The organism is Mycobacterium sp. E787, from assembly GCF_001668725.1.
Lineage (GTDB): Bacteria > Actinomycetota > Actinomycetes > Mycobacteriales > Mycobacteriaceae > Mycobacterium.
Map to the genome: position 1 here is coordinate 22,862 of NZ_LZKL01000124.1, position 26,316 is coordinate 49,177.

The 26,316-nt window shown below is 68.6% G+C and carries 22 protein-coding genes; 10 read left to right on the plus strand and 12 right to left on the minus strand.

Annotated features, from left to right (window positions below; translation table 11 throughout):
- Positions 1-139: 139 nt before the first annotated feature.
- From A5705_RS24380 to A5705_RS24390, 3 genes are all read left to right on the plus strand, one after another.
- Positions 140-2,761 (plus strand): amino acid adenylation domain-containing protein, encoded by a 2,622-nt coding sequence (locus A5705_RS24380; RefSeq protein WP_197521326.1) that lies wholly within the window; start codon positions 140-142, stop codon positions 2,759-2,761.
- A 380-nt stretch (positions 2,762-3,141) separates the two neighbouring features.
- Positions 3,142-4,650, plus strand: coding sequence for a hypothetical protein (locus A5705_RS24385; RefSeq protein ID WP_156763216.1), 1,509 nt, complete (start codon positions 3,142-3,144; stop codon positions 4,648-4,650).
- A gap of 36 nt (positions 4,651-4,686) precedes the next feature.
- A complete protein-coding gene (locus tag A5705_RS24390; protein ID WP_067877614.1) occupies positions 4,687-5,913 on the plus strand; it encodes a cytochrome P450 in 1,227 nt (408 codons plus the stop codon).
- A gap of 32 nt (positions 5,914-5,945) precedes the next feature.
- Here A5705_RS24390 and A5705_RS24395 read toward each other — a convergent pair whose 3' ends face one another.
- Genes A5705_RS24395 through A5705_RS24410 form a run of 4 tightly spaced genes read right to left on the minus strand, consistent with a single transcriptional unit; the run spans position 5,946 to position 8,322 of the window.
- A complete protein-coding gene (locus A5705_RS24395) occupies positions 5,946-6,650 on the minus strand; it encodes a hypothetical protein (protein ID WP_156738332.1) in 705 nt (234 codons plus the stop codon).
- Positions 6,651-6,657: 7 nt separating this feature from the next.
- Positions 6,658-7,119 (minus strand): holo-ACP synthase, encoded by a 462-nt coding sequence (locus A5705_RS24400; protein ID WP_082956677.1) that lies wholly within the window; start codon positions 7,117-7,119, stop codon positions 6,658-6,660.
- Positions 7,119-7,364 carry an acyl carrier protein gene (locus A5705_RS24405; protein ID WP_197516943.1) on the minus strand — a complete coding sequence of 82 codons (246 nt, stop codon included), beginning with the start codon at positions 7,362-7,364 and terminating at the stop codon, positions 7,119-7,121. The genes A5705_RS24400 and A5705_RS24405 overlap by 1 nt, the downstream gene beginning before the upstream one ends.
- A 34-nt stretch (positions 7,365-7,398) precedes the next feature.
- Positions 7,399-8,322 (minus strand): phytanoyl-CoA dioxygenase family protein, encoded by a 924-nt coding sequence (locus tag A5705_RS24410; protein WP_197521327.1) that lies wholly within the window; start codon positions 8,320-8,322, stop codon positions 7,399-7,401.
- Positions 8,323-8,398: 76 nt separating this feature from the next.
- On the opposite strand from A5705_RS24410, the gene A5705_RS24415 reads away from it, so the two are divergent.
- The 6 genes from A5705_RS24415 (at position 8,399) to A5705_RS24440 (ending at position 14,610) form a co-directional block, all read left to right on the plus strand.
- Complete coding sequence (locus A5705_RS24415; protein ID WP_197521328.1) at positions 8,399-9,331, plus strand: TIGR03621 family F420-dependent LLM class oxidoreductase; 933 nt, start codon at positions 8,399-8,401, stop codon at positions 9,329-9,331.
- A gap of 42 nt (positions 9,332-9,373) precedes the next feature.
- Positions 9,374-10,132: a GNAT family N-acetyltransferase gene (locus A5705_RS24420; RefSeq protein ID WP_067877600.1), complete on the plus strand. Its 759-nt coding sequence runs from the start codon at positions 9,374-9,376 to the stop codon at positions 10,130-10,132.
- A 22-nt stretch (positions 10,133-10,154) separates the two neighbouring features.
- The gene (locus tag A5705_RS24425) at positions 10,155-11,696 is read left to right on the plus strand and encodes an amino acid adenylation domain-containing protein (protein ID WP_231982560.1); all 1,542 of its coding nucleotides are present in this window, start codon (positions 10,155-10,157) and stop codon (positions 11,694-11,696) included.
- A gap of 48 nt (positions 11,697-11,744) precedes the next feature.
- On the plus strand, positions 11,745-12,482 hold the full coding sequence (locus A5705_RS24430) for a hypothetical protein (RefSeq protein ID WP_068280514.1): 738 nt from the start codon (positions 11,745-11,747) through the stop codon (positions 12,480-12,482).
- A 13-nt stretch (positions 12,483-12,495) separates the two neighbouring features.
- Positions 12,496-13,143, plus strand: coding sequence for an FMN-binding negative transcriptional regulator (locus A5705_RS24435; protein ID WP_231964284.1), 648 nt, complete (start codon positions 12,496-12,498; stop codon positions 13,141-13,143).
- Between the two features lie 150 nt (positions 13,144-13,293).
- On the plus strand, positions 13,294-14,610 hold the full coding sequence (locus A5705_RS24440; RefSeq protein WP_156738331.1) for a phenylacetate--CoA ligase family protein: 1,317 nt from the start codon (positions 13,294-13,296) through the stop codon (positions 14,608-14,610).
- 11 nt (positions 14,611-14,621) lie between these two features.
- On the opposite strand, the gene A5705_RS24445 is transcribed toward A5705_RS24440, so the two are convergent.
- From A5705_RS24445 to A5705_RS24480, 8 genes are all read right to left on the minus strand, one after another.
- Complete coding sequence (locus A5705_RS24445; RefSeq protein WP_067877588.1) at positions 14,622-15,899, minus strand: O-acetylhomoserine aminocarboxypropyltransferase/cysteine synthase family protein; 1,278 nt, start codon at positions 15,897-15,899, stop codon at positions 14,622-14,624.
- 4 nt (positions 15,900-15,903) lie between these two features.
- Entirely contained in the window at positions 15,904-16,875 is a 972-nt protein-coding gene (locus A5705_RS24450) for a homoserine O-succinyltransferase (RefSeq protein WP_067877585.1), read from the minus strand.
- 3 nt (positions 16,876-16,878) lie between these two features.
- Positions 16,879-18,162: an acetyl-CoA carboxylase biotin carboxylase subunit family protein gene (locus A5705_RS24455; RefSeq protein WP_156763217.1), complete on the minus strand. Its 1,284-nt coding sequence runs from the start codon at positions 18,160-18,162 to the stop codon at positions 16,879-16,881.
- Positions 18,163-18,166: 4 nt separating this feature from the next.
- Positions 18,167-19,984, minus strand: a complete 1,818-nt coding sequence (locus A5705_RS24460; RefSeq protein WP_068280520.1) for an FAD/NAD(P)-binding protein — start codon at positions 19,982-19,984, stop codon at positions 18,167-18,169.
- Positions 19,981-21,147 (minus strand): low specificity L-threonine aldolase, encoded by a 1,167-nt coding sequence (locus A5705_RS24465; protein ID WP_082956672.1) that lies wholly within the window; start codon positions 21,145-21,147, stop codon positions 19,981-19,983. The genes A5705_RS24460 and A5705_RS24465 overlap by 4 nt, the downstream gene beginning before the upstream one ends.
- Before the next feature lie 206 nt (positions 21,148-21,353).
- A complete protein-coding gene (locus A5705_RS24470) occupies positions 21,354-22,244 on the minus strand; it encodes an NAD(P)-dependent oxidoreductase (RefSeq protein WP_068280524.1) in 891 nt (296 codons plus the stop codon).
- Positions 22,237-23,799 (minus strand): GMC family oxidoreductase, encoded by a 1,563-nt coding sequence (locus A5705_RS24475; protein ID WP_068280527.1) that lies wholly within the window; start codon positions 23,797-23,799, stop codon positions 22,237-22,239. The genes A5705_RS24470 and A5705_RS24475 overlap by 8 nt, the downstream gene beginning before the upstream one ends.
- Entirely contained in the window at positions 23,792-24,910 is a 1,119-nt protein-coding gene (locus A5705_RS24480) for a glycosyltransferase family 2 protein (protein ID WP_068280530.1), read from the minus strand. Before A5705_RS24480 ends, A5705_RS24475 begins: the two co-directional genes overlap by 8 nt.
- 171 nt (positions 24,911-25,081) lie before the next feature.
- On the opposite strand from A5705_RS24480, the gene A5705_RS24485 reads away from it, so the two are divergent.
- Entirely contained in the window at positions 25,082-26,044 is a 963-nt protein-coding gene (locus tag A5705_RS24485; protein WP_082956679.1) for an endonuclease/exonuclease/phosphatase family protein, read from the plus strand.
- Positions 26,045-26,316 lie beyond the last annotated feature (272 nt).

The following is a 26,316-nucleotide window of genomic DNA, read 5'->3' on the forward strand; positions in this document are numbered from 1 at the left end:
TGGTTTAGGTCGATTATCGGTATCTCAAGGGCGTACCGAGCGGCGCGGTTACCGCGGCCGCCTCCGGGACGGCCTCCGTTAGGAGGAGCACACAGCCGTGGCAGCAGCGCCCGACCTACCGATGGCTCAACATGACCTCGTGAGAAGGCCGGCCCGTCGTCGTCAGCTGGGCTGGAATCCGCCAGTGCCGCCGAATGTTTCGTCACTCTGTGTCCACGAGCTAATCCGGGCGCAGACCGAACGAACGCCCGACTCGGTAGCCGTCGAGCTCGGCCACGAGGCACTGACCTATCGCCAACTCGACGACCGCGCCGAACACATCGCCGCGCGACTGCGGGCCGCGGGCGCCGGGCGTGGCACGGTGGTGGCCGTGCTGCTTGACCGCAAGCTCGATCTGGTGGCGGCGCTTCTCGGAATCCTCAAGTCCGGCGCGGCATTCCTGGCGCTGGATCCCCGCCAACCGGGTCACCGCAACGCCTTCAGCGTCAATGACGCCGGTGCGGCCGTCATTCTCACCGATCGTCAGCAGCCGACCGGCGGAGCATCGTCGACGGCCAAGGTGATCAATCTCGACGATCCGTGGCCGCTGCGCCCGGCACTGAACTCCGATCCGTTTGTCGAGGTGTCCCCCGGCGACCTCGCCTACGTGACCTACACGTCTGGGTCCACCGGCCGCCCCAAGGGGGTGCTCGTCGAACATCGCGGCCTGGCCAACGTGATGCTGACGATGTTTGCCGAGTTCGGTGTCACCGCTTGCGACACCGTATTGTCGTCGTCGTCCTTCAGCTTCGACGCCGGGCTCGCCGACGTTTTCTGTGCGCTGGCGTGCGGGGCGCGACTAGTGCTGGCCACCGTTGAGCAGGCGACGAATCCGGATGCGCTGAGCCGGCTTATCGCGGGCACCGGCGCGACGTACATGATGGCCACACCAACTCTTTGGGAAGCGCTCATCGCCGGCGGCTGGAACGGAAAGGCTGACTTAACGGTGGTGTCCGTCGGCGAAACGCTGACCGAGGCGCTCGCCGAAGCGCTGTTGCACCGCTGCCGGGCGGTCTGGAACGGCTACGGCCCCACGGAGGCCACGATAGGCTCGAACTTCTCCCGGGTCGCCCGGGGGGACATGGTGACGGTTGGCAGACCACTTCCGAATGTTCTTGTCTACGTTATGGATTCACGCGGACGGATGCAACCGGTCGGCGTTCCCGGGGAGATCGTGATCGGCGGCGTCGGTGTGGCTCGTGGATATCTCAACCGTCCTGACGAGCAGGCGCGCCGATTCGGAGACGATCCATTCCACGCCGGCGGGCGGATCTATCGGACGGGCGATCGTGGCCGGCTGCTGCCCGACGGCCGAATTCAATTCCTGGGTCGCTACGACGACCAGGTGAAGATCCGCGGGATTCGCGTCGAGCCGGACGAGATCGCGTCAACGCTGGCCGAGCACCCGGACGTGGGCCCCTGCGCCGTCGTCGCTCGCGAGGCGCCCAGCGGGGGCCGGCAGTTGGTTGCCTACATCGTCGGCAAGCCGGGGGTGCCGAGCGATGCCGAAGCCCGTCGATGGCTACGCGACCGGCTGCCCGATTACATGGTCCCGAGCGCGTTCGTGCATCTGAGCGCGTTCCCGATGACCCCGAGCGGGAAACTCGACAAGGCCGCGCTACCCGCGCCGCCGCCGCCGGGAGCCGGGCAGCCCGAGGCTGTGCGGCCCCGTAACGAACTGGAAAGAAGCGTCGCCAAGTTGTGGGCCGACGTGCTCGGCGTGCCGGTGGCTGACGTCAACTCCGACTTTTTTGATGTGGGGGGCCACTCGTTGCTGGCGCACCGGCTGATCGCGAAGATTCGTCGGACATGGGGAGTGCCACTGCCGCTCGAGGCGTTCCTCGACAGCGGCAGGACCATTGCGGGACTCGCCGAGTTACTGAGCGCCGAAACCCCGGGCCGCACCGGCCAAGTGACCTCCCGCCCACCGCTGCACTTCATCTTCGCGGACGATCCGTCAGCCATGAGCCTGAGACATTTCACGGCGATTTGGGGAGCCGCCCAGCCGGTGCACGCGGTGATACCCGAACAGCCAGGTGGGCGTTTTGACCGATCCCTGAGCATCGAAGAGCATGCCAGCCAGGCCCTTTCGGCGATCCGCGAGCGGCAGCCGGATGGCCCGCTTGCGCTGGTCGGCTACTCGATCGGGGGGCTCGTCGCATACGAAGTTGCCCGCCAGGCCGTCGATTCCGGCCAGCAGGTCGAGTGGCTGGCCATCCTCGACACCGAGGCGCCATCGATGGCGCAGCTGCTGCGGGCGCAGCTGACGCTGCGCTGGCAGCTCCGTCAGTTACGCGAACAGCCGGCGCGTCAGCGGTGGGCCAAATGCGCCGAGGTCGCGCTTCGGGTGCTTCGGGGCGGCCCCCGCGCGCTGTGGCCACAAATCGACTTCGACTATCGCGGAGCCACCGAGATCGTATGCCGCTATCAGCAGCCCGGTCACGAGGTGCCGATGCACCTGTTCGTCAGCGAGGCCTCCGCGGCGGTTGCGGACGCAGACCTGTTGGGCTGGGACGAATTCCACAACGGAACCTTGACGGTGCATCGTGTTGCCGGTGACCACGGCACCCTGCTCGACCTGCCCGACGTGGAGCGGCTCGCGCGGATGATGCTCGAGTCGCTCGGCACAGCGAAGGCATCGCCGACAACCGCCGCGTTGCCCGCAACGACCCCGGAGAACCCCACCCGACGGGAGCGCTCACGAACATGTGGCACCGCTTGACGACGACCGCGGGAGCGCGACCGATCCGGCCGCGCGACGCCCGCCACCCGAGAGCACGCCTATCCGCCGGCGGCGGAAGCCGGCCGTGGGACCGGCGCACCATGCCGTCGGCGACGACGGAGGTGCCGACCTTTTTCGGACCGTCGGATTCGCCATTGTTCGGCGTGCTCCACCTGCCGGTCGACAACCAGATCAGGGGTGGGGTGGTGATCTGCGGCTCGCTCGGCAAGGAGGGGATGGACAGCGTTCGACTGCATCGGATCCTGGGCGACAGCCTGGCGCGCCGCGGTTTCGGCGTGTTGCGTTTCGACTACCTGGGCACGGGTGATTCCGCCTACGCTCAGGGCCGCGATGACGCGCTGGCCGACTGGGTGGCAAGCGTGGGCCACGCGCTCGACTACCTCAACCTGATCGGCGCCGAGTCGGCGACCGCCATCGGCGTCCGTGCCGGATGCCTGATCCTCGACGAGTACCTGTCGCAATCCCGCAGAGTCAACCGCGCGGTCTACCTCGATCCCCCCGGAACGGGCAGGCGCTACCTTCGGGAACACGTTGCGCTGTACCGGTTGTCGGTGGGCGAGGACGCCGTTACGGCCGGCGAGGTGTCAATCATGGGCGCGCGGTTCAGCGACCGCACCGCCGCGGAATTCTCGGCGCTGAGGCTGGGCGCCGATCCGGTCGGCGCCTATGGCGTCGACAACCTACTGCTGGTGGGACGCCCAGCCGAGACCGACAAGCGCATCACTGCCCTCGCGGCGGCAGAGGGGGTCGACGCGGTCGTCGCCGGCGGACTGCCTGAATGCGCCCATCCGTTGCCGGTGCCGTTGCCGATCCCTTTCGCCGCGGTCGATTCGATCGTCGACTGGATTGACGGAAACGTCCCCGCCCGCACCCATCGTGCCGCGCCCCGATACCTGACAACGGTGACGATGCCGGCCGAAGGGCCGGACGGGGCAGACGTTTTCGAGAAAATCGAACGGATCGGGCCGAGCGGGCTGTTCGCCATCCGCACGCTGCCTCGACGCCGTAGTTCCGCACCCACGAAGACCGTACTGTTCTTCACGACGTCTCACGACCTGCATGTGGGACCCGTCCGCGAGTGGGTCGAATTGTCACGTCGCATCGCAGCGGGCGGGTCACAGGCGGTGCGCTGGGACAAGCTGGGGGAGGGCTTGTCCGGCCGAATTCGTTGGGCACCTTGGCAAAGGGTTTATACCCGGGCGGACGTCACCGACTCGGTTGCGGTGGCCAGACACGCGCGCCGAGACGCCGGGGAACTCGAGCTCGTCGGTATCTGCTCAGGGTCTTGGTACGCCGCTCAGGCCGCCCGCAGCATCGGTGCTCAGTCGGTGATCCTGGTCAACCTGGTGGTGTGGAATTGGCGAGTCACCCCGACCCTGGCGGAGCAGTTGTACTTCCGGAACCAGGCGCACAACGCCAACGCGGCCCGAGAAGCGGCTGGCGGGTCCTTTGGTTCCGGCTGGACAGCGCGGCTGGGGGCACTTGTCCGCTCGGGTAGAAAGCGGTCGAAAAGCTTTGTGCACAACCATTTCCCGAGATATCTCTTGCGGGTGTTGAGCTGGGTCGGCTTGGTGTTCCTGCCGGAGAACGTACTGGCAACGCTTGCCCGCCGTGGAACCGGCGTGACACTGATCGCCTCGCCCGAGGATGCGGAGCAGTTCAGTGCCAGAGGCGGCCGGGCGGCCCTTGACCGGCTGCAAGGGACGTTGCGGCCGCCCCGCCTGATCGCGGTACCCACCGGCGATCATTCCGCCCATCACCCGGCGATATTGGCGGCGATCCGCACCACGGTCTTGCCGGTCGCCGCCGTTCGCCCGTCGGGGCGCCCGCCCGTGTCGGCCGTACTCTCGACCGGCCACGCCGTCTAGTCCTGAGCGCGATCATCACCAGAGAGGAGGTGGGGCATGGCCGAAGACGCGATCAGCATCGGTGGTGTCGACCTCGCCGATCCGAACACATACGTGTCGGGAATCCCCTTCGATGCCTTCCGGAAGCTCCGTGAGTGCGCGCCCGTGGCATGGCACCCGTACAAGGATGGGCCCGGGTTCCTCGCGCTCACCGGCTACGACGAGGTCTACGCCGTGTCGCGCGACAGCGCCACGTGGTCGTCGGAGGCGACGGGGGTGTACTTCGACGTGCCCCGCCCCGACGACATCGCCGACCAGCGGGGCGTGCTGATGTTGACGATGGACCCGCCGCGACACACCGCGCTGCGCGCTCTGGTCAGCAAGGGTTTCACGCCGCGGCAGGTCGCGAAGCTCAACGCACGCATCGCGGAGATGGCGCGCGATGTGGTCGACAGCGTCATCGAGCGGGGCGAGTGCGACTTCGTCACCGACGTCGCCGGGGCGCTGCCCTCATACGTCATCGCCGAACTGCTCGGCATTCCACTGGAAGACGGCTACCGGCTTTACGAGCTGACCGAAATCATGAACACCGGTCAGATAGGCGACAAGCGCGCCATGAAAGCCGGCGCCGAGATGTTCAAATACTCAACGGAACTCGTGGCCAGCAAGCGTGCGGATCCTCGCGATGACATCGCGACATCGCTGCTGCATGCCGAGGTCGACGGACAGCGCCTCACCGAAAGCGAGTTCAACTTCTTTTTCATGCTGCTGATCAATGCCGGCGGCGACACCACCCGCAACCTCGTCGCCGGAGGCACGGGCGTGCTGATGGACCATCCGGAGGAGCGGGCCAAGCTGGAGGCGGACCCGTCGCTGCTGCCGACTGCGGTTGAAGAAATGCTTCGCTACGTCGCCACGTTCATCGCGTTCTTCCGCACGGCCACGAAGGACACCGAACTACGCGGGGTGCCCGTGCGGGAGGGCGACCGCGTGGCGATGTTCTACCCGTCGGCCAATCGGGACGAGGGCCACTTCGTCGATCCCGACCGATTCGACGTGGCTCGAAAGCCCAACCCGCACCTGGCATTCGGCGGCGGAGGCACCCATTTCTGCCTCGGTGCGAACCTGGCCCGAGTGGAGGCGGCCGCCCTCGTCTCCGAGGTGCTGTCCCGGATGAAGAATCTGGAGTTGGCGGGTCCGGTCGAGCGCATGCCGTCCACATTGATCAACAACATCCACTCGATGCCGGTCCGCTTCACGCCGGCTCGACGTATGGGGGCGTGACGGACGACGCGACAGTTCCTTGCGTTCGGCGGCTATAGCGAGGTCTTTGCCGGGTCCTGCGAGAGCGAGAGGTGGTCGGCGTGGGCGACGGAGCTGTGCTTCGACCCGTCCGCCCCCGGTGACGTCGCCGACCGGTCGAAGCGCCGGCAAACAAACGCGGCAACGCGCAGCGGGACTGCGACGAGGCTCAACAGGGCGAACGGCACGTATTCGGCGGCGTAGAGCCAGTGCCGGGTCTTCGGGTCGACCGCGCCCAGCACAAAGTCGCGGCCGAAGGCGACCAGAATGTACGTCGTGCCCACCAGGAGCAGTGGCCGCCACAGACGCCCCAGGTTGCGCGTCCCGATTCCGAAGGACAGCAGCACCAGCGCGTAGGTGAAGAACAGCGCGACCACGAAGAACCACAACAACCCGCCGTGCAGCGGAATCTGGCCGATGGCGACGCCCAGCCAGACGACCAATCCGACGTGAACCTGGAGCGCGGCGGCGAAGGCCAGTCCGAAAGCTCGTGCTCTGCGTGTCAGGCCGGCCAGGGCCGGGCCGAGCAGGATGGCCATCGCGCCACCGGCATACGAAAGCCAGAAGAAAAGAAACGACCAGCGCGCCGTCGAGCGCACCGCCAGCCTGAGGCCATCGGGACCGGTGCCGTAACCGGCCAGAATTGCCGCCGCAAGCGTGAGCGCGCCGCCGAACGCCCCGACCATCCAGACCCATGCCGGATCATGTCTGCGAGACATCGCGCGCCTACTCGAATTCGTGCGGAGCACAGACCACGAGAACGACAGCCATCGCGTGGCAGTCGGTATGCGACAGGGACAACGACGAGCTGAGCCAACCTTGGCGCCGTGCCCGCTCGGCGAGCGTTCCGCGTAGCCGAAGCACGGGCAGCGGACCGTCTCGTGTCACCTCGATCTCGCGCCAGGGATATGGGACGTCGGGGTCGGGTTCCGCGAACGCCTTGATCACCGCCTCCTTGGCCGCGAACCGGGCCGCCAAGCGCTGCACCTGGTTGCGGCCTCGGCAGTCGTCGATTTCGCCCGCCGTAAAAACCTTGTCCAGGTAGGCGTCCCCGAACGCCGCCAACGAGCCCTCGACATCCTCGATGGCCACGACATCGCAACCGATGCGCACGCGGTGGCCGACAACTCCACCCGGCACCGTGATCCACGGGGCCGAGTGCGGATCGACTGCTACCGCGCCTGGCATCACGCAGCCGACGTGACCAGGCTTTCGACCACCTGCTCGATATTGCGTACCGACGCGAAGGTGGACTTCTTGAGCACTTCCTCGGGGAACTCGATGTCGAAAGCGTCCTCGAGCGCAAGCATGACGTCGACCGACGCGTGCGACGTCATGCCCAGGTCGTAGAGGTCGGCCTGATCGTCCACCTCCCGTGGATCGACCGCCATGCGGCCATGGGCAGCTAAAACCTCACGAATTCGATTCTGCATTGCGCCTTCCCTCATATCTGTGTCGTAGCTCGACTCAATTAGCCGGTATTTCCGGGCTAAGCATTTCTGGCGGAACGTAGCTCCCGGTGGCCCTGAGCCGCTTACGAGCGGCGCGGCGGTAACCGTAGAAGTCCGAGATATACGCCCGGCTGCCGTACAGCCAGTCCAGGGGTTCTCGCATGTCGTCCACGTAGCCGATCGAGTAGGCGCCGCGCTGGTAGCCCATCAGCCTGAGCAGCCCCTCGGGGAGGGTGCGGGCGATCTCGGGCGGGCAGGCGAGGTATTGGTTCTCCTCCTGGCGCAGCCACCCGACGGAGTAGCCCACGTTCATCCCGATCCGGCTGGTCTGGGTGGTGTTGGCGCCTCCGCCGTGGAACACCGAGCCCGTGTACATGAGGACCGAACCCTTGCTCATGACCGCCGGGGAGGACAGGGCGGGGTCCACCTCGTCGGGATCGTCCTCCCATCGGTGGCTGCCCACTACCATTCGTGTCGCGCCCATCTCTTCGGTGAAGTCGGTCACGGCCCACATGGTGCCGACTTCGGCTTCGAAGCCCGTCGGAAAGCGGTAGCGATCGAACGACCACTGGTCCCGGTGGATCATCTGCGCCGGCTCACCGGGTCCGATGGTGACGAGCTGGGTCAGATCGATCTGGAAGGTGCTCGCGTGGTCGCCCAACACGAGGTCGAGCGTTTCGATGATCGTCGGGTGGGTCATGAGTGTGCGGGCGGTCGGCGAACGCGCGATCAGGGCGCCGGTGCGCCGGGTGGTTGCGCCCAGGAAGTCGGTGTTGCCACCGCTGGTGGCGGCGAGGTACGGCTCGAGCTCGCCCCGTATCTGATCCATCGTTTCCCCTGATGCGAGGTTGGCGATGACCACGCACCCGTCCTCATTGAGGACCTTCGCGATGTCCGTCGGCGAGGAATCGGCACAAACTGACCGTACAGCTATTGGCATGTCCAGTACTATACGGGATGATATAAGGATGATTCAATGACTATCGGTTTGTTAGACCCCGACTTTCATGATGGAGGTGGCACGACAGATGCTCCCGTTCCGATTTGGCGTGCAGGCCGCGGTCGCACCGACCATGGCGGCGTGGCGTGACCAGGCCCGGATGGCCGAGGATCTCGGGTACTCCACCCTGTACGTCCCTGACCACCTTGACGCCCAGTTCGAGCCTCTGGTCGCCATGACCGTGGCCGCCGAAGCGACCTCCACCCTGAATGTGGGGTCCGGCGTGTTGAACAACGACTTCCGCAACCCCGTGGTCCTGGCCAAGCAGATCGCGACGCTCGGTTTGGCGGCCGAGGGGCGGGTCGAGGTCGGCCTCGGAGCGGGCTGGCTCCGCAGCGATTACGAGCAAGCGGGGATCGAACTCGACGAACCGGCCGTCCGCGTCGACCGGCTGGCCGAGAGCCTGGCGATCATGAAGAGGCTGTGGAGCGACGGGGAGGCGACGGTCGCGGGGCGGTATTACACGGTGCGCGACGCCCGCTGCGATCCTCGCCCGGCTTCGCCGCCTCGCGTCATGGTCGGGGGTGGGAGTAGGCGGATACTCATGGTTGCCGCCGAACACGCCGATACCGTCGGGGTGAATACCAGCCTGGCCTCGGGCGTGAAAGGTGGCGACCTGGCGGGCCAAGCCACCTTCGACCACTTCGATCGCTGCTTGGCGTGGGTGCGCGCGGGGGCCGGTGACCGCTTCGGTTCGATCGAGCTCCAGGTCGTCTCCTTCGCCACCAAAGTCGTCGCCAGCCGCCGCCTGGCGGCGCGCACCGCAACCATGCTCGGACTTCCGGGCGAGGACGCGCTCGAGCTTCCGATCGTCCTGCTCGGCACGACGGACGAATTGTGTGAACAACTTCTCAAGCGCCGTGAGAGATGGGGCTTCAACAACATCGTGGTGCAGAGCGATGCGATGGAGTCCTTCGCACCTGTGGTCGCCGAACTCTCGGGCACCTAGCGTGCGGCGCGTTTCGACGCCGGTCTCGATCGGTCCCACGGCATGATCGGGCGCACCCCGATGGAGTTGCGTCGGGACCTCGGTGCGGGCGCCCGCCTGTGGTCCGCACCGGGTCATCACGCCGTGGAACCGGAGTGGTGGACCGCCTTCAGCTGCGCGCCGCGAGTCGATTACAACGTGGCGTGCTGCCTGTCGTCCGACAACGACGTGCTTGTCGAGCACTGCATCCAGCCGCTGCTGGACCTCGAGAAGCCCGGCATCATCATGCTGGCCGGACCCGGCCTGGCCACCGGCCAGAAGCTGGCCGACTCCGGTTGGGTTGTCGTCGGCGCCGTGCCCCTCATGGCGCTCGACAGTTCGGACCTGCCCGCCGCGGACGGGGCCGGTGTGCGGGCCCTCACCGAAGAGGACCTGCCTGAGGCCCGCGCCCTGCTCGCAGACACCTACAACATGTCCGACGAGGCCGCCGCGGCGGCCGTCCCCCTGGCGGCCGTCGAGACCCCCGATCTCGGTGTGTGGGGTCTGTTCGACGACAACCGCATGGTGGCCTCGTTCACCGCGGCCACCGTGGACGGGCTGGTGGTCGTGTGGTCCATGGTCACCGGGCGGCACGACCAGAAGAAGGGCTACGGGCGGCGGCTGCTGGCTACCGCCCTGCGGTCCCGGTTCGAAGCGGGGGCCGAGGGCTCACTGCTCCAGTCGTCGGCGAGGGCCGAGCACCTCTACCTCGGGCTGGGCTATGAGGTCGTCGAGTACTGGCAGCTGTGGTCCCGGCCCCGCTGGGCCATGGGGCGCGCCTGATCCGCGAGCGAGAAGAGTGAGCGTGCAGCACCTGCGAGAAGTCGTGACGGACCACGGTGTCCTCGGCGCGGTACTGGAGCATGCCGACCGGGCGCCGGATCGGCCCGCCGTCAAGGACCTGGATCGCGCGTTGACCCGGGGCGAGTTGCGCGCCGCGGCCGGCCGAGTCGCCGCCGGCTTGCTGCAGAACGGCGTCGAGCCGGGGGATCGGGTGGCGCTGCTGATCGGCAACTCCGTCGACTTCGTGGTGGCGGCACTGGGCTGTCTGTGGGCGGGGGCCACGTTCGTTCCGTTGGCGATCACCGACCCGGATCTCCGCCGCGCGCAGATCGTGAATGACTGCCGGCCCGCGCTGGTGGTCACCGCGGGCTCCGATCAAACGGCGCCGTCGGGACTTCCGGCCGGCACCGCCTGGACCTGCCTTTCGGCGTTGAGCGCCGCAGACGGGCGCACACCACCACCCGCACCGGGCCCCATCTCGTACATCGTCTACACGTCCGGGACGACGGGCATCCCCAAGGGGGTCCAGATTTCCCCGGCGGCCTTCTTCGCGGCGGTCCAGGCATGCGCGGACGCCGTGGGTCTCACCGCGGACGACCGGGCCCTGTGCGTGTCGCCGGTGCATTTCGACGGGTCCTTCTCCGCCATCTTTCCTCCCCTCGTGCGCGGCGTTCCCCTGGTCATCCCCGACCGGGAAGCCCTCCTGTTCCCACGCAGGTTCTTCTCGATCGTCGCCGGCGAGGGGATCACGGCGACCAGCTTCTCTCCCAGCTATCTCCGGTTGCTCCGGTCCAGCGGCCGTCTGGCGCGGTTGGCTGACACCCCGTTGAGAGTGCTGGCCCTGGGCGGCGAAGCGCCGTCCACGGCCGATATCAGGGCGGTGTGGGCCGCCAGTCCGGGACTGCGGGTGGTGAACCGATACGGCCCGACCGAGACCACCATCGCCGTCGCCCACCTGGCACTGACGCCCGACTTGCTCGACGCGGGGCCGGTACCGATCGGTCATCCTCATCCCGGGAGCTCGTTCCACCTCGTCGACGAGCACGGGGGGCTGGTGGAACGCCCGGGCGTGGTCGGCGAGTTGCACATCGGCGGACGGCAGCTCATGGCCGGATACCTGAACGACCCGGCGCTGAGCGCAGCCGTGCTGCGGACGGACATCGTCGAAGGAGCCACCGTCTACCGCACCGGTGACCTCGTCTTTCGCGACGACCGAGGCAACTATGTGTACATCGGGCGGTCGGACCGGGTCATCAAGCGACACGGTGTGAGGATGTCGCTGGTCGAGGTGACCGAGGCGCTGGGCGGGCTCGAGGGGGTCGCGTCGGCGGCGTGCACGACCTTCGACCGGGAGGGCGACCTGGGAGTCGTCGCGTTCGTGGTGCCCGACGGCGAGGCCACCCCTGTCGCGATCCGCCGGGCCGCCGGCGAACGGCTCCCCGAAACCATGCTGCCCGATCAATTCGTCCTGGTGGCCGACCTGCCCTTGACGTCTTCCAGCAAGGTCGACGAGCGACGGCTGCTGCAGGAGGCCGGCTTGTCTCCGCCGAACGAAGGGGCCTGAGCGTTGGAGCGGCAAATGTCGACTGTGCCTTCCGGAAGGGCATCGCGGATGCGAAGCCCGGCTTCATCCGCCTTCCCCGATGCGAGCAAAGACAACTTGTGGATCAAGCTGCAGCCGAGCGTTGCGCGCCTGTTCGGCGCCTTCTCGATGCTTCGCACCAAGACGATCAACGCCGGCCAGCTCGCCGACTTCGTCGATTGGCAACAGCGTGTGTTCGGTGCTCGGCCAACGATTCTCGGGCGGCGCGAACGGCTGTGGGAACGGCTGGTGCAGCGGCTCGATCCGGATCGCCCCCTCGTGGTGCTGGAGTTCGGCGTCGCCTGGGGCTATGCGACCAACTGGTGGCTGCGTCGACTGGGCGGGCGTGACGTGGTCTGGCACGGGTTCGACCGTTTCACGGGACTGCCCCGCGCCTGGCGCGAATACGAGCAAGGCGCGTTCGATGCCGGCGGCAAGCCGCCGGCGATCGACGATGCCCGCGTACGTTGGCACGTCGGCGACGTCGAGGACACCCTCGGGGCCGTGGACCTGGCCGCCGCGCGCGACGCGCAGTGGCTGGTGCTCTTCGACCTGGACCTCTACGAACCGACGGTCTTCGCCTGGGAAGCGGTCAGTGCCCACCTCCGACCCGGGGACGTCATCTACCTCGACGAAGCGGTGGACCGCGACGAACGACGCGTCCTGGACGAGATGATCCTGCCGTCGATCGGTTGCGAGTCCGTCGCCGCCACGCCGTTCGCGCTGGGTCTGGTGGTCACCCACCGAGTCGACTCGGTATGTGAATAGCCGATGAGCCGTAGTGCCGATCTACCGGGCCGACATACTGGACACCGTGTACATCCCCGCCCATTTCGCCGCCGACGAGCGGGCCGTCGATGACCTGCTCACTCACCACGGCGCCGCCGAATTGATCACGGCGACAGCCGAAGGCGTGGTCGCCACCATGCTGCCGTTCGTCTATGACCCGGGCGCGAGGACCCTGCGCGGGCATCTCGCCCGCAGCAATGACCAGTGGCGGCGCCCGGCGGTCGGCGAGGCCCTGGTCATCGTGCGCGGACCGGATGCGTATGTTTCCCCGGCCTGGTATCCGAGCAAGGCCGAACACGGACGGGTGGTGCCCACGTGGAACTACGTCACCGCCCACGTTTACGGGCGGCTCGCGGTGCACGATGACCGGGCCTGGGTCGAACAGAACGTGCGTGACCTGACCGGACGCCATGAGGCCGGGCGACCGCGGCCGTGGTCCGTCGACGACGCGCCGCGAGAATTCATCGAGGGTCAACTGCGCGCCATCGTCGGGGTGGAACTGCTGATCACCCGCATCGAGGCCAAGTTCAAGCTCAGCCAGAATCGACCGGCCGCCGACATCGATGGCGTGATTTCGGGATTGATCACCGACGGACACGAAGACGTTGCCCAAGCGGTGCAACGAGCCCGAACGGCATGACATCGGCATCGCTTGGCGTTTGACACGCAATTTGCGGCGGACACTGTCGCGGCGCGGTGCCTGGGCTACGATCGCCGGGTGCAAGAGAGGGCAACCGCCCCTGCGTCGGGGGGACATTACGAGCAGTTAGTCCGGCGCCAGCGTGCTCAATTGCAAGACACCTACATGCAGGGCGTGCGCCGGCTGCGATGGGACGCAGAGCGCCTCGCCGCGGAACGCCAACGGCGTCTGCGGGAGTTGCTGGTGCACGCAGCCGACCGCTCCCCGTTCTGGCGCGAAAGGCTGGCGGGCCACGATCTGGCGAATTTCACCGAAGCGGACCTGCCGTCCCTGCCGGTCCTGACCAAGCCCGAGATGATGGAGGAGTTCGACCGGCTGGTCACCGTTCCCGGGTTGACACGTTCCCGGGTCGAACAGCACCTCGATCAGTTGAGCGGCGACGGCTACCTCGACGACGAGTACCGCGCCATCATCACGTCCGGATACGTCGGACGCCCGTCATTGCATGTCTACGGCTGGGACGCGTTCGTCACCTTCGTGATGCAGGGCTCGCGCTGGACCGGACGACGCGGCGAGGACCCGGACGCGGTGCTGGCGCAGTGCTTCAGCTGCAGTCCCAAGCACGAATCGGGAATCTTCTACGCCTTCAGCACCTTCGAGAGCGGAGGCCCCACCTCGCACTGTGTCGATGCCACGCTCCCGTTGGACACGGTTGTCGAACGTCTCAACAACGCCCGCCCCGCGGTGCAGGCGCTGCAGGGATGGCCGAGCCTGATCTGGGAGCTTGCTCAGGAGGCGATGCGGGGACGACTCACCATCAAACCGACCTGGGTGAGCGTCGCGGGAGAGCTCTGCAGACCGCCCGTGCGAGAAGCGGTTCGGGCCGCGTGGGGGATCGAGGCGTCGGAGTTCTGGGGCTGCTCGGAGGGCACTTACGCCTTTCCGTGCGGCGTCGGGGAAGGCATGCACGTCGCCGACGATCTCGTCATTCTCGAGCCGGCCGACGCCGACGGCAACCTGGTGCCGTATGGGCAACCCGCGGATCGGATGCTGCTCACCAACCTGTTCAACCTGGACCAGCCGCTGATCCGCTATGACCTCGTCGACGCGGTGACGATGTCGGACGAGCCCTGTCCGTGCGGCTGCGCTCATCGCCGCATCCTCTCGGTCAACGGTCGGATCAACGGCGCCTTCGAGTACGACGGCGGTGCCCGCGTGCCGCGCGCCGCCGTCGAGCAGGCTGTCGTCGCCACCCCCGGCCTCGTCAACTTCTCGGTCGGCAAGACGCAAGGTGGTCTCGACGTGTCCGTCGTGACCGACGGCTCATCCGATCTGCCGCGCCTGCAGGCCGAGCTGGTCGACGTGCTGCGCCGGCACGGGGGTCCGGTGTCGGACGTCAGCGTGCACGAGGTCGCCTCCATAGAGCGCCTGTCGCGGGGCAAGTGCAGGCAGTTCGACGCGAGCTGAGCCGGACCGTCCTAGACGGTCGTGGCCTTGTCCAGGGCCTGGTCGATGTCGTCGATGATGTCGTCGATGTGCTCGATCCCGATGGACAGCCGGATCGTCTCCGGCCGGATGCCGGCCTTCACCAGCTCCTCGTCGGACAGCTGGCGGTGGGTGGTGGAGGCGGGGTGGATCGCCAGGGTCTTGGCGTCCCCTAGATTGAGCAGCCGCTTGACGAGCTGGAGCGCATCGAAGAAGGCCAGTCCGGCGTCGTAGCCGCCCGCGACACCGAAGGTGACGATCGACGGCACGCGCCCGTGCAGGTAACGGTCGACCAGGCGGTGGTAGGGATGGTCGGGAAAACCGGCGAAGCTCACCCAGGCCACCCGCGGGTCGGCGGCCAGGTAGGCGGCCACGGCCCGCGCGTTGGCCTCGTGGCGCTCGAGCCGCAGGGCCATCGTCTCGAGGCCCTGCAGCAGCAGGAAGGCGTTGAAGGGGGAGAGGGTGGCGCCGCTGTTGCGCAGCTGGGTGGACCGGGCCCGCACGGTGAAGGGCCGCTCGGGGAAGTCGCGGGCGAAGACGACGCCGTGGAAGGCGGGTTCGGGCTCGTTGAACATGGGGAAGCGGTCGGGATGGTCGGCCCACGGGAACCGGCCGCCGTCCACGATGGCCCCACCCAGGGTGGTGCCGTGGCCGCCCACGAATTTGGTCAGCGAGTGCACGACAACATCGGCCCCGTGCTCGAACGGCTTGAGCACCAGCGGTGTGGCCACCGTGTTGTCGACGATGAGGGGCACGCCGGCCGCGTGGGCCACGGCGGCCACGGCCTCGAGGTCCACGATGTTGCCGGCCGGGTTGCCGATGGTCTCGCAGAACACGGCGCGGGTGTTCTCGTCGATGAGGGGGGCGATGGACTCGGCCCGGTCGTCGGCGGCGAAGCGGGCCTCGATGCCCAGCGTGGGCAGCACGTGGGCGAAGTATGTGAAGGTGGCCCCGTAGAGCTGGGGGGCCACCACGAAGTTGGTGCCCGCGCTGGCCACCGTCAGGATCGCATAGCTGACGGCGGCCATGCCGGAGGCCACGACCAACGCCGCCGTTCCCCCTTCGAGGGCGCAGATGCGCTGCTCGAGGACGTCCAACGTCGGGTTGTTGAGCCGGTTGTAGTGGAAGCCGGGCGTCTCCAGGTCGAGCACGGCGCCGGCGTGGGCGGCGTTGATGAAGTCGTGGGCGACCGTCTGGTAGATGGGCACGGCGACAGCCCGCGTTCCGTCGGGTGTGTAGCCACCGTGAATGGCGATGGTCTCGTCGTGCATGGCCTCAGGCGCTCCTCTTCGGGATCGTGCTCAGCAGGTTGGCGTACAGACGCTGGGCCGCGTCCCGCCACGGCCAGGGTGCGCGGGCCCCTACCTCGTCGAAGGGGAAGGCGGTCACCAGGGCCGGGTCCCGCTCGCCGCCCAGCACCCGCTCGTGCAGCACGCGCAGCCCGTCCCAGTCCGGGCCTGCCACGCAGTCCCGGGGGAGGCAGGGCGGAACGTCGCTCTCGTGGCTGGCATAGCGCCGCACGTCCCGGTGGTACTCGCGCACCAGGCTCGAGGGGTCGTACTCGGGATGACCCTGGACCAACACGACCTCGGACCGGCCCAGCTTCTTCGTGACCACGCTCCATCCGACCTCGTCGGACTGCAGGGCGACCGCGTAGCCGGCGGCGGCCACCGCTGCCACGGGCACGGTGTTGAGCCGCGAGTGCGGCAGGACGACGGGACCGCGGAATTCGGCGAAACCAGCGGTCAGGGGGTGGGTCGGGTCGGCCTCCTGGGCGAAGACGCCGGTGCACTTGACCGGCAGGGTGGTCCGTCCGACGCCGTCGAAGACGGCGAGGGCCGCGTGGGCCGCCAGGCAGGACAGCACCATGACCGGCACGTTCGCGGTACCCCACCGCAGCAGGCCGCACAGATCGGACCAGTAGGGCTCGTCCTCGAGGCGGGACTCGACCGGGTTGCAGCCGGTCACCACCAGCAGGTCGGGCGGGTCCGAGATGAGGTCGTCGAGCGGACGGTACTCGTCGGCGATCCGGGCCCGGATCCGCTCGCCCCGCGGCACTCCGGTCATGGTGTGACGGGTGACGGCGACCGCCTCGCTGCCGGCCTCCAGCAGGCCCACGAACTGCCGCTCGGTGGCGCCGAAGGCGGCGTCGGGCATGTTGTTGACCAGGGCGCACCGCACCGGCGTCGATTCGTCGGCCCGGTCCGGCGCCGCCAGGTCGAGGTCGAAGGACAGTTGGACGCTCACCGCTCAATGCCTCACGTCGGTGTAGGTGACCGTGACCTCCTGGTGGAGGAGCCGGTAGGCCGCCTGCAACTGCTGCTCGTCCTCGGTCGAGCCGACCACGGCCACGATGTGGTTGCCGGAGCCGTCCCGCCAGTCGAGGGCCGCCCCCGGGCCCTGGTGGACGCTGACCGTGTCCACCTCGGCGCGGTCGGTGAAGTCGTTGATGCCCTCGATCGCCGTCACCGTGGCCGACACGGTCGGCGGCTGGAGGAAGAAGCGATAGCCGATGCGTTGTGTCGCCAGCGGCCCGTCGAGGGACACCGGCTCGCCCAAGGCCACCCGCAAGGTGAGATCGAGCAGGCTGACGCCGGCGGCTCGCTCCAGCATCTCGGGCACGCCGCCGCCCACGCGTCCGTTGACCTCGATGATGCGGGGCCCGTCGGGGGTGAACTTGACCTCGGTGTGCAGGCACCCGGTGCGCACCCCCAGGGCGTCGATGGCCCGGGTGGCCAGGTCCAGGACCGCCGAGCGGCTCTCGACATCGAGGGCGGCGGGGATGAAGAACCCGGTCTCACGGAAGTTTTCGGCCGGCGGGAAGCGGCCGGTCAGGGCCAGGTGGCTGATGTTGCCCTCGGCCACCACGCTCTCGACCGACACGTAGCCGGCGTAGGGGCCACCGGCGCGGGCCGGGTCGTCGGCCAGGTAACCCTCGAGGACCATGTCGGGCCGGCCCGGGCCGAGGGCGCCGAGCAGCTTCTCGAGCTCGGCACGGTCGCGGACCAGGAAGGTGCAGCGGCTGCCCTGCGCCGAGCGGGGCTTGAGGATGGCGGGCCATCCGACCTGGGCCTCGACGGCCGACAGCTCGGGCTCGGACTGGTGGGGGCGGATGAGGTGGCACGGGGGGATGTCGACGCCGCCGTCGGCCAGGGCCCGGCGCTGGCGGGCCTTGTCGGTGAGGGCGGCGGCGGTGGCCGGGCTGTGGAAGGGCAGGCCCAGTTTCTCGGCCATCCGGGCCAGCTCGACCATCCCGGCGTCGAGGTAGGTGGTCATGCCGTCGGGCTCCCAGTCGGCCAGGGTCCTGACCGCCTGCTCGGCGCTCATGTCCGCGAGGTCGACGACGGGGCCGAAGCGGTTGAGAAGATCGGCCATCTCGCCCATCCCCGGCACGCCCGTGTCGATCAGCCACAGCAGGTCGCAGAGGCCGGCGGCCGCCTCGGCCAGCTGCATCACCGGAACGCAGCGCGGCCCGTAGCCGACCGCCACCAGCGGCCGCGCCCGTCCGGTCGCTGAAGAATCCGTATCCGTCATGGGCTCAGCCGATCACGGCCTCGACGCAGTCCTGGGCGTCGTAGACGGCCCGCAGGCGGCTGCGGGGCGAGGGCAGGTAGTGGGTGAAGTAGCGCACTCCCTCGGTGAGGACGCCCAGCAGGGAGATGTTGGGCTGGAGCCGGCCCTCGGTGTCGTAGGGGTGGAAGTCCTCGTTGATGGCCACGCTGCCCACGGGCGTGTCACCGTAGCTGAGCTGGGTCAGCCTTCCCTTGGCATAGAGACGGTTGAGTAGGGGGGAGCCCGACCGGGCCAGCGACGGCATGTCGAGATAGCCCCGCAGCACCCCGTCGGCGGTGACGGTCGCCGGCTCGTCGAGCGCCGTGGAGCGCAGGCGGACGCCGTCGGGACCGGCCGCCAACTCCGGGTCAGGTCCGAGCGGGATGCGCACCACCCCGGCGTCGAGCAGCCCCAGCAGCTGCTGGGACCGCATGGGTGGCACGCCCGCTTCCAGGCGATTGATGCGGCCGCGGACGTTCGACTGGAACTCGACGTAGGAGTCGAGCGACAGACCGCCGAACTCGATGACCGAGCGCAGCTGGTCGCGAAGGATGCGCAGCACCTCCTGCGCCGCCTTGACCGGGCTCCCCCCGGGCCGCAGGGCCTCGGTGAGGTCGTCCTCGATCATGTCGTAGACCTGGCCCTGGTAGTCGGCGGCCGACGTGTAGTGGCGGTCCGACCCGGCGAAGAGGTGGGTGGCCGGGTCGAAGCGCCCGTACCGCGGCTCGAGACCGTCGACGACCTTCTCGTAGTGCCCGTCGACCCAGCCTTGGCGGAGGACGGTGCGGACCTCCTTCGACTCCACGTCGCCCCCGCCGAGCAGGGCGGCTTGGATGTAGTAGCGCGCCTGCATCTCGGCGAAGATGAGCGGCAGCAGCTCGGCCCGGAAGTCCACGTGTCGCCGCACCGGCGACCCGCCCGGGTTGGTCAGCGCCGCGAACTCCTCGGGGGTGCACACCACCGGCTCGTACTGGCCGTAGGGGTCGACGCCGGTGGCCGACTTGGCACAGTACGGCGCTCCCGAGCGCGAATAGAGGGTGATGGTCGGCTCCCGGCCCGAGGGCACGTACCGCAACCGGTCGGCCCGATCGCACCGGTCGACGAAGGTCCCGCCGCGTCCGATGGTGAGGGCGGTCAGGACGTCGAAGCAGACCAGGCCCATGCCGGCCACGGCCAGCGACGATCCGGCCGGGGCGCTCTGGTCGAGGCACTCGACGGGGTAGGGCGGCAGGTAGCGCACGCCCCCGTCGGCCCCGCGCTCGTGATTCCAGGTGTGCCCCGAGGTCAGCACCACGTGGTCGACCGTCAGGGTGGTGCCGTTGTCGAGCAGCACCGCCTCGCGCCCCTGCAGGGCCTGCGAGATGTCGACGGCCGCCGCGTAGTGCCGGACGATCTCGAGGTTGGGCGGGGCATAGGACACCAGGGTGTCGTAGAACCAGACCAGGTACTCGCCCATCAACCGCCGGGGCAGGTAGTCGGTGGGCAGGATGGGGTCACCCCCGGCGCCGATGCGGCACTCATGACCCACCCAGCGGTAGCCGCGGACCACCGCCCACGGATGCAGTCCCACGGCGTAGGGCGGCAGGGTGTCCCCGTCGGGGGCGACGTAGAGGGAGAGCTGACCGCAGGCGTTGTTGAGTACGAGGAAGTCGGGCTGCTCGGCGGAGTAAACCCCACCGCCGAGCTGAGACGGCTCGATCAGGTGTACCCGCACCGGCGTCCCCAGCTGCCGGGCCCGGTTCACCGTCCGCTCCAGGACGCACAGGCCCCACGAGCCGAGCCCCACGATGGCCATCTCGATCATCGGACGCCTCCCATGCACGCCCCGTCGGATCGGCGGGGGCGGACTGATCTGTGCCTTCGAGCCCGTTTGGGCCGGCTTTCCTCGATCGCACCCGCGCTGAGGCGGCGGACCGCGCACACCAGGTCGTCGACTTCGTGGGTCGTGGTGGCGAAGGAGGTGACGAAACGGACGACACCCGGCTCCCAGCGGCGGTGGTAAAAGCCGTAGCCCCGGTCCAGAAGCCCGTAGACGACGTGCTGGGGCAGGTGGCAGAAGACGATGTTGGCCTCCGGGCTGCCGACGATGCGAACGCCGGGAACGGACTTCAGCCCCTTTTCGAGCCGGGCGGTCATGGCGTTGGCGTGCCGGGCGTTGCGCAGCCACAGATCGTCGGCGAGGTAGGCGTCGAGTTGGGCGGCGGCGAAACGCATCTTGGCGGCGAGTTGCCCGGCGCGCTTGGCCCGGAAGCTCAGCTCGGTGGTCACGGAACGGTCGAAGACGACGATCGCGTCGGCGGTGATGCTCCCGTTCTTGATCGCGCCGAACGACAGCACGTCCACGCCGGCGCGCCAGGTCAGCTCGGCGGGGTGGCAGCCCAGCGCGGCGACGGCGTTGGCGAGGCGGGCGCCGTCCAGGTGAACGCGCAGGCCGGCGTGCTTCGCGATGGAGGCCAGGTATCCGATCTCGGCGGGGGTGTACACCGCACCGGCCTCGGTTGCCTGGGTCAGGCTCAACACGGAGGGTTGCACGCTGTGCACGTCTCCGACCTTGCGGCCCACCGCCGCCCGCAGCTCGTCGGCGTCGATCTTGGCGTTTTCCCCTTCGAGAGCAACGAGTTTGGCGCCCCCGGTGAAGAACTCCGGCGCGCCGCACTCGTCGTTGTTGACGTGGCTGTCGCGGTGGCATAACACGCTGCCCCACGGTGGGGTCAGCGCGGCGAGGCTCAAGGCGTTGGCGGCCGAGCCGGTCGACACGGGAAGCAGATCGACGTCGCAATCAAAGATCTCGCTCAAGCGCCGTCGTGCGCTCGAAGTCCAACTGTCGGCGCCGTAGGGCGGTGCCTGCCCCGAGGCTGCCGCTGCGACGGCGGCGACGATCTCGGGCGCGCCGCCGGCCGTGTTGTCGCTGGTGAAATCACCGGCCGTCGACACGAGCGTTTCTGGCTGCGTGGTCACCAACGACATGTGCTCTCCTAACGGAAGCGGCCCGACGCGGGCTGCTACGCCGACACTTGAGTGCGAGGTATGCCTATACCGATGGTGCACCTGAATGCCATCTTACATACCATTAGACGACAATGGAAGGTTATAACCGACAAACAGTTTCGCATAGACGGTTGAAAGCGTCGGCGAAAACGGTAGGCGGGCTATCAACAGACCGGACGGTCTCGTCAGCCGGCCCCTCGCTCGACATGCCGGAGATCCGCGGCGTCGTTCGAGAAGTCCCGCAACTTGACGCTCCGCTCCGCCCAGTAGCCGACGTGCGGGACGTCCGGCGCGGGATGCATGAGCCCGAGCAGCGAGTCGGCGCGAAAACCGATTCGCAGGCCAACCGCCTCGCCCGCGCGCAATGTCCGGTAAAGCAGCGCGGAGGACACCGGGACAGGACGGAGGGGCTTCGACGTGGCCGCCGCCCGCAGGGTGCGAATGATCTCGCTGAACGGCACCCGTCGCGGCGCGGCCACACCGAGGACGCGGTGCGGCGGAGGCTGCTTGACGGTCGCGAGCACGCAGTTCGCCATGTCTTCGGCGTGGATGGCGTACTGGTAGGAGTCGGGGCGCAAGATCGGCACGACGGGGAGCGCGGCCACTTTGCGTAACGCGCCGATCATGCCGCCGTCGCCGCAGCCGTGGACGAGCCCGAGGCGAAGTGACGTCCCGCCGTGCGCGGCGACGAGGTCCTCGCAGGCCAGCTTGGTCATGCCGTAGATCTGCCGCGTGCCCGAGTATGCCGACATCGACGAGATGAAGACGATCGGGACGTCACCGACGGCGGTTATCAGCTTTTCAGTCCCGCGCAGGTTGATGCGTTCGATCTCGGCGCGGTCGCGCGCGCGCAGGTCGTAGGCGCAATGGACGACCGCTTCCAGGCCCTCGGGCAGCGCCGCCGCGGGTCCGTTCTCGAGGGTGTAGGGCACGTGCTCCCATGCCTTGTCCACGGGAGCCGACCGCTGCAGCGCGATCACGTGGTAGCCCGCTGCGGCGAAGGCGGCGCACAGTGTGCTGCCGACATACCCGTTCGCGCCGGTGATCGCGACGGCCCGGGAGCCCGCGTCAGACATGCCGGCTCGCCGACACGATTCGGTGGGCGTTGGCCATCACCGTGAGCGTGAACGTGGTCGACGGCACCGAAGGCAGGACCGAGCCGTCGATGAGATGCACGTTGCGGAAATCACCGATGCGACCGAGCGCATCCGAGCCATTGGGGCCGCCGCCGTGCGGGAACGTGGAGCCGAAGTGGTAGCTCTTGCCCGGGCCGGAGAGCCGCACCATCGGCAGTACCGGGAAGAGGTCGAGCTTGGGCCCCAGCGCGCTCAGCCGGCGCAGCACCGAGGCGAGCATCGCCGGGCGCCGGTCGGACACCACCCGCACCTCGATGTCGGGCAGAGCGCCCTCGTGCCGGGCGCGCAAGGCGACTCGGAGCTGCGGCGATCGCCAGGAGGGCAGGTATCCGAGCCCGGCGGTGACGCGGCCGAGCACGGCGCCGCTCAACGACGGAGGCAGCCAGCCCGGGAGCGCCTCGGCAATCGCCGGGTTGTACGGATAGCAGTGCACCTGGGACGTCGTGTACGCCTCGTCGTCGTACTTGAGCAGCAGGTTGAACTGGTTGAGCGTGAAGTCGTGCTGTCCGCGGGGATCGCCGGTGGAGCGGCGGGATACGAAAGGCACCAGGAACTGTACGGACTCCTGCAGCGCCACCTGGCTCGGCGGCAGGGGCAGCGAGTTGAGCGCGATCCGCGTGCTGCCCAGCCCACCGGCGCCCACGAAGACGCGGTCGGCCTCGAGGCGCACCTCGCGCCCGCTGGCGAGGTCGGTCCCCCGGATGGATGGCGCGCAGCCGACCGGCTGATCGACCGCGGTGACCAGCACGCCCGATATGTGCCGCACCCGACCGCGTGCGACGAACCGGTCGACCGTCTGTCGCGCGGAGTAGATCAGCGAGTAGGGGCAACCCGTCATGCAGAGCCCGCAGTTCACGCACGAGTTCGCCGCCAGTGCGAGGCGTGCCTTACCGACGACGATGCCCGCCGCCCGGATGGCGTCGCGATGGCGCTGGTACCGGTCGAGCACGTCGGCGGTGCGTGCGGACACCGGTGGTAGCTGCGCACGCGCCGAGAGCAAGGGGAAGTCCTCGGCGTAGTCGTCGTCCTCGCCCGCCAGCGGCACCTCGTTCAGCACGGCGCGGTAGTGCGGTTCGATCTCATCCCACCCGAACGGCCACCGGTGGAACGTGGCCCGGGAGAACGGCATGATCTGCGCGCCCCAGACCGTCGAGAAGCCGCCCACCGCCCCGGAGACCGCCGCGTGATTGCCGCGGTCGGGCATCGTGAGCCCGCGCTGCTGGCCGCGGTCGACGAACATGTGATTCGAGCCGTACGCGCGCTTCTCCGGGAGCGCCGATCCGGCGAGCCCCGCCGGCTGCACGGTGACCAGCTCGCGGTCGGCGCGGGCCCACTGCGCCGGCGCCAGCACGCTCATCCGGTCGAGCGCCGCGGCCGTGTCGCCGGCCAGCCGTTCGCCGATGTCGACGACGGTGATCTGCTCGGACGGGTCGTCGGCGAGGGCGAGGACGGCCGCTGCCGCGGCCGGGCCCGTCCCGACGATGAGGTTATGCATCGCTGATCGCGAAGACGCCCGCGGTCGCGGGGACGGCGGCGCGGGCTTCGCGCACGTCAGCCGCGCTGAGGCCGTTTGTCAGGACCTCCGACCGGTGACCCCGCGCGAGCTGGACCCTGCCGGCGACGTATCCGCACCCGGCCAGCGCGACTCCCAACACTGCCACCAGTGCCTGGAGCAGTCGCTCGGGCCGACCGGCCACGACCGCGACCAGCGCCGGCCCGATCCCCAGCAGCGTGTTCACCGCGAACCGCAGTTCGGCGCCGATGTTGCCGGCCTCGCCCATGTCGGCGAACGCGCTCACCTTGCTGCGGTTGACGTAGAAGCAGCGCCGCCAGAAGTAGGACCACGTCAATCTGTCCGCCGGTACGTGGTGACGCACCTCGGCCAACGGTTCGTAGCAGACGGCCGCGGGGCCGTAGGCGTGGCCGATCCGGTGCGAGAGGTCCATGTCGTCGTGCCAGTCGGCATGGAAACCGCCGACAGCGAGGATGGCGTCGCGACGTGCGCTCATGCTCGTGCCGATCAGGTGGGGTATGGGGGCGAGCCGGTCCGGCAGGGAGCGGTAGTGGCAGCCGAACACCCAGTCGAAATCGGGCGGGAACCAGGACGGCCGGGGCGCCGCGTAGTCCGGCCGTGGCGCACCGCCGACGGCAGCAACTTTCGGGTGGGCCGCGTACACGGCAAGCTTCCGCTCCAGCCAGTCCGGCGCCGCTTCGGCGTCGTCGTCGAGGAAGGCGACGATCTCGGAGCGGGTGAGCAGCAGCGCGGTGTTGAGCGACGAGCCCTTCGTGCCTCCGAACCGCCTTGGGACGATGAGGATCTCGGTGGGCGAGCCGGGGCGATCAGCGCCCCATTCCTGCCGGCAGCGGGCGAGCAACTCATGATTGATGTTTTCCGCGCCGGGTGCGCTGTGACCGACGACGATGATCAGCCGCTGTGGCGCCGCGCTCTGGGCGAGCGCTGACTCGACCGCCCGCACCAGCAGCTCCCACCGATCCAGGGTGTAGGTGCAGATGACAACGTCCGCGCGCAGCGCGGTCGCGCCGGCGGGCCCGGCCGGGGTCATCGGGGTCATCACGGCGTCGGGTTGGCTGCTTATGAACGACACGGGGCTTCTTCTCCCTAAAAAGAACCGGACCGGCGACGAGGCCGAACCGATACTACACTGCAGACCCGATTATACATACTCAAAGGATGATGATAAGCCTTTGAGTATGCTTGTGGTATCCGATCGAGGGTTGAGTCCAGACGCCGAACGGCACCGGTGAAGATTCACAGGATGCCCCAGACAGCTATCGGCCTCGTCGCGCTCGTCGTTGCCGGCTGCGCCTTCGCCTCACGCTATTTGTCGATCACCTGCCATGCCACCTTGATCACGGCGGCGCTGTCGCCATACCTGATGCTCTGCGCGCCGGTGTCGGCGGCATTGCTTCTCTGGGGGCGACGCTGGACTCTCGCGATCGTCGCCGTGGGTTTGGCCATGGCGATGCTGGCGGTCCAGCTGCCCTTGTACCGCGGCTCGAACGCCGCTGGACCTGCGAGTCTGGGGCTTCGAGTCATCTCGGCGAACCTCCGCCTGGGCCAGGCCGATCCCGGCGATGTCGTGAGGCTGGCTCGCGAGCAGGCGGACGTCATCGCATTCCAGGAACTCACCCAGGACGAAGCCGATCGGCTTGCCGGCGCCGGGCTGGACGCAACGTTTCCCTATCGGTGGCTTGAACCGCGCGACGGCCCCGGGGGAGCCGGCGTGTGGAGTCGGTTTGCGATAGACGCACCCGAGCGCATCGGCGGTTACACCTTCGCGTTCCTCACCGCGCGGATACGGGTGGCGGGTGTCTCGGTAGCCCCCACCGTCGTCGTGGCGCACATGGCCGGTCCCTGGCCGGTGCCCATCGACGACTGGCGCCGCGACATGAGTCGGTTGCCGAGCACCTTGTCGGAAGTCGGCGAGCATGCCGGCGCGGGTTCGGTGATCGTCGCCGCCGACATGAACAGCACAACCGACATGCGACCCTTCCGCGCTCTGCTGGGCCACGGCTACTCCGACGCCGCCGAGCAATCCGGAACGGGCTTCAAGCCCACCTTCCCGGCCGATTCGTGGCTGCCGCCGTTCATCGCCATCGACCACATACTCACCCGCAATTGCGCGGCAACCTCGCTGCGCACGCTCACGATTCCGGGGTCGGACCACCGCGGCCTTCTCGTGACGATAGCCATTCCGAAGTCGTCGGCGCGGCCCTGACCCCACCCCGCACGAGGCGAAAACGGTCCACCGCGCGCAGTGGGAAGGCCGGCGGTGAAATTCGGTGGCGATGGCACGCTTCTGCCCGCGGGCCTCGCAACAGGCTGACCGGGCCCGGCATCGGCCGAGCCGTGGGTGGACGCTTTGCCCGCATCCTTGCCGCGTCCGGAACACACCCCATAACCTGGGCAACATCCGACCGCGGGGTGTCCGACCTGACGCGGTAGACGGCTGAACGATCGGCGGGGCATCGCGGTGGCCGAACTGACCGG

What these genes read in the sequence shown, in the direction of transcription:
- A5705_RS24395 (WP_156738332.1), bottom strand. Translation starts at nt 6,650, where the DNA reads ATGTCTCGCAGACATGATCCGGCATGGGTCTGGATGGTCGGGGCGTTC.
- A5705_RS24400 (WP_082956677.1), bottom strand. Translation starts at nt 7,119, where the DNA reads ATGCCAGGCGCGGTAGCAGTCGATCCGCACTCGGCCCCGTGGATCACG.
- A5705_RS24420 (WP_067877600.1), top strand. Translation starts at nt 9,374, where the DNA reads ATGATCGGGCGCACCCCGATGGAGTTGCGTCGGGACCTCGGTGCGGGC.
- A5705_RS24460 (WP_068280520.1), bottom strand. Translation starts at nt 19,984, where the DNA reads ATGATCGAGATGGCCATCGTGGGGCTCGGCTCGTGGGGCCTGTGCGTC.
- A5705_RS24390 (WP_067877614.1), top strand. Translation starts at nt 4,687, where the DNA reads ATGGCCGAAGACGCGATCAGCATCGGTGGTGTCGACCTCGCCGATCCG.
- A5705_RS24405 (WP_197516943.1), bottom strand. Translation starts at nt 7,364, where the DNA reads ATGCAGAATCGAATTCGTGAGGTTTTAGCTGCCCATGGCCGCATGGCG.
- A5705_RS24470 (WP_068280524.1), bottom strand. Translation starts at nt 22,244, where the DNA reads ATGTCTGACGCGGGCTCCCGGGCCGTCGCGATCACCGGCGCGAACGGG.
- A5705_RS24465 (WP_082956672.1), bottom strand. Translation starts at nt 21,147, where the DNA reads ATGTCGTTGGTGACCACGCAGCCAGAAACGCTCGTGTCGACGGCCGGT.
- A5705_RS24430 (WP_068280514.1), top strand. Translation starts at nt 11,745, where the DNA reads ATGCGAAGCCCGGCTTCATCCGCCTTCCCCGATGCGAGCAAAGACAAC.
- A5705_RS24445 (WP_067877588.1), bottom strand. Translation starts at nt 15,899, where the DNA reads ATGCACGACGAGACCATCGCCATTCACGGTGGCTACACACCCGACGGA.
- A5705_RS24485 (WP_082956679.1), top strand. Translation starts at nt 25,082, where the DNA reads ATGCCCCAGACAGCTATCGGCCTCGTCGCGCTCGTCGTTGCCGGCTGC.
- A5705_RS24410 (WP_197521327.1), bottom strand. Translation starts at nt 8,322, where the DNA reads ATGCCAATAGCTGTACGGTCAGTTTGTGCCGATTCCTCGCCGACGGAC.
- A5705_RS24475 (WP_068280527.1), bottom strand. Translation starts at nt 23,799, where the DNA reads ATGCATAACCTCATCGTCGGGACGGGCCCGGCCGCGGCAGCGGCCGTC.
- A5705_RS24455 (WP_156763217.1), bottom strand. Translation starts at nt 18,162, where the DNA reads ATGACGGATACGGATTCTTCAGCGACCGGACGGGCGCGGCCGCTGGTG.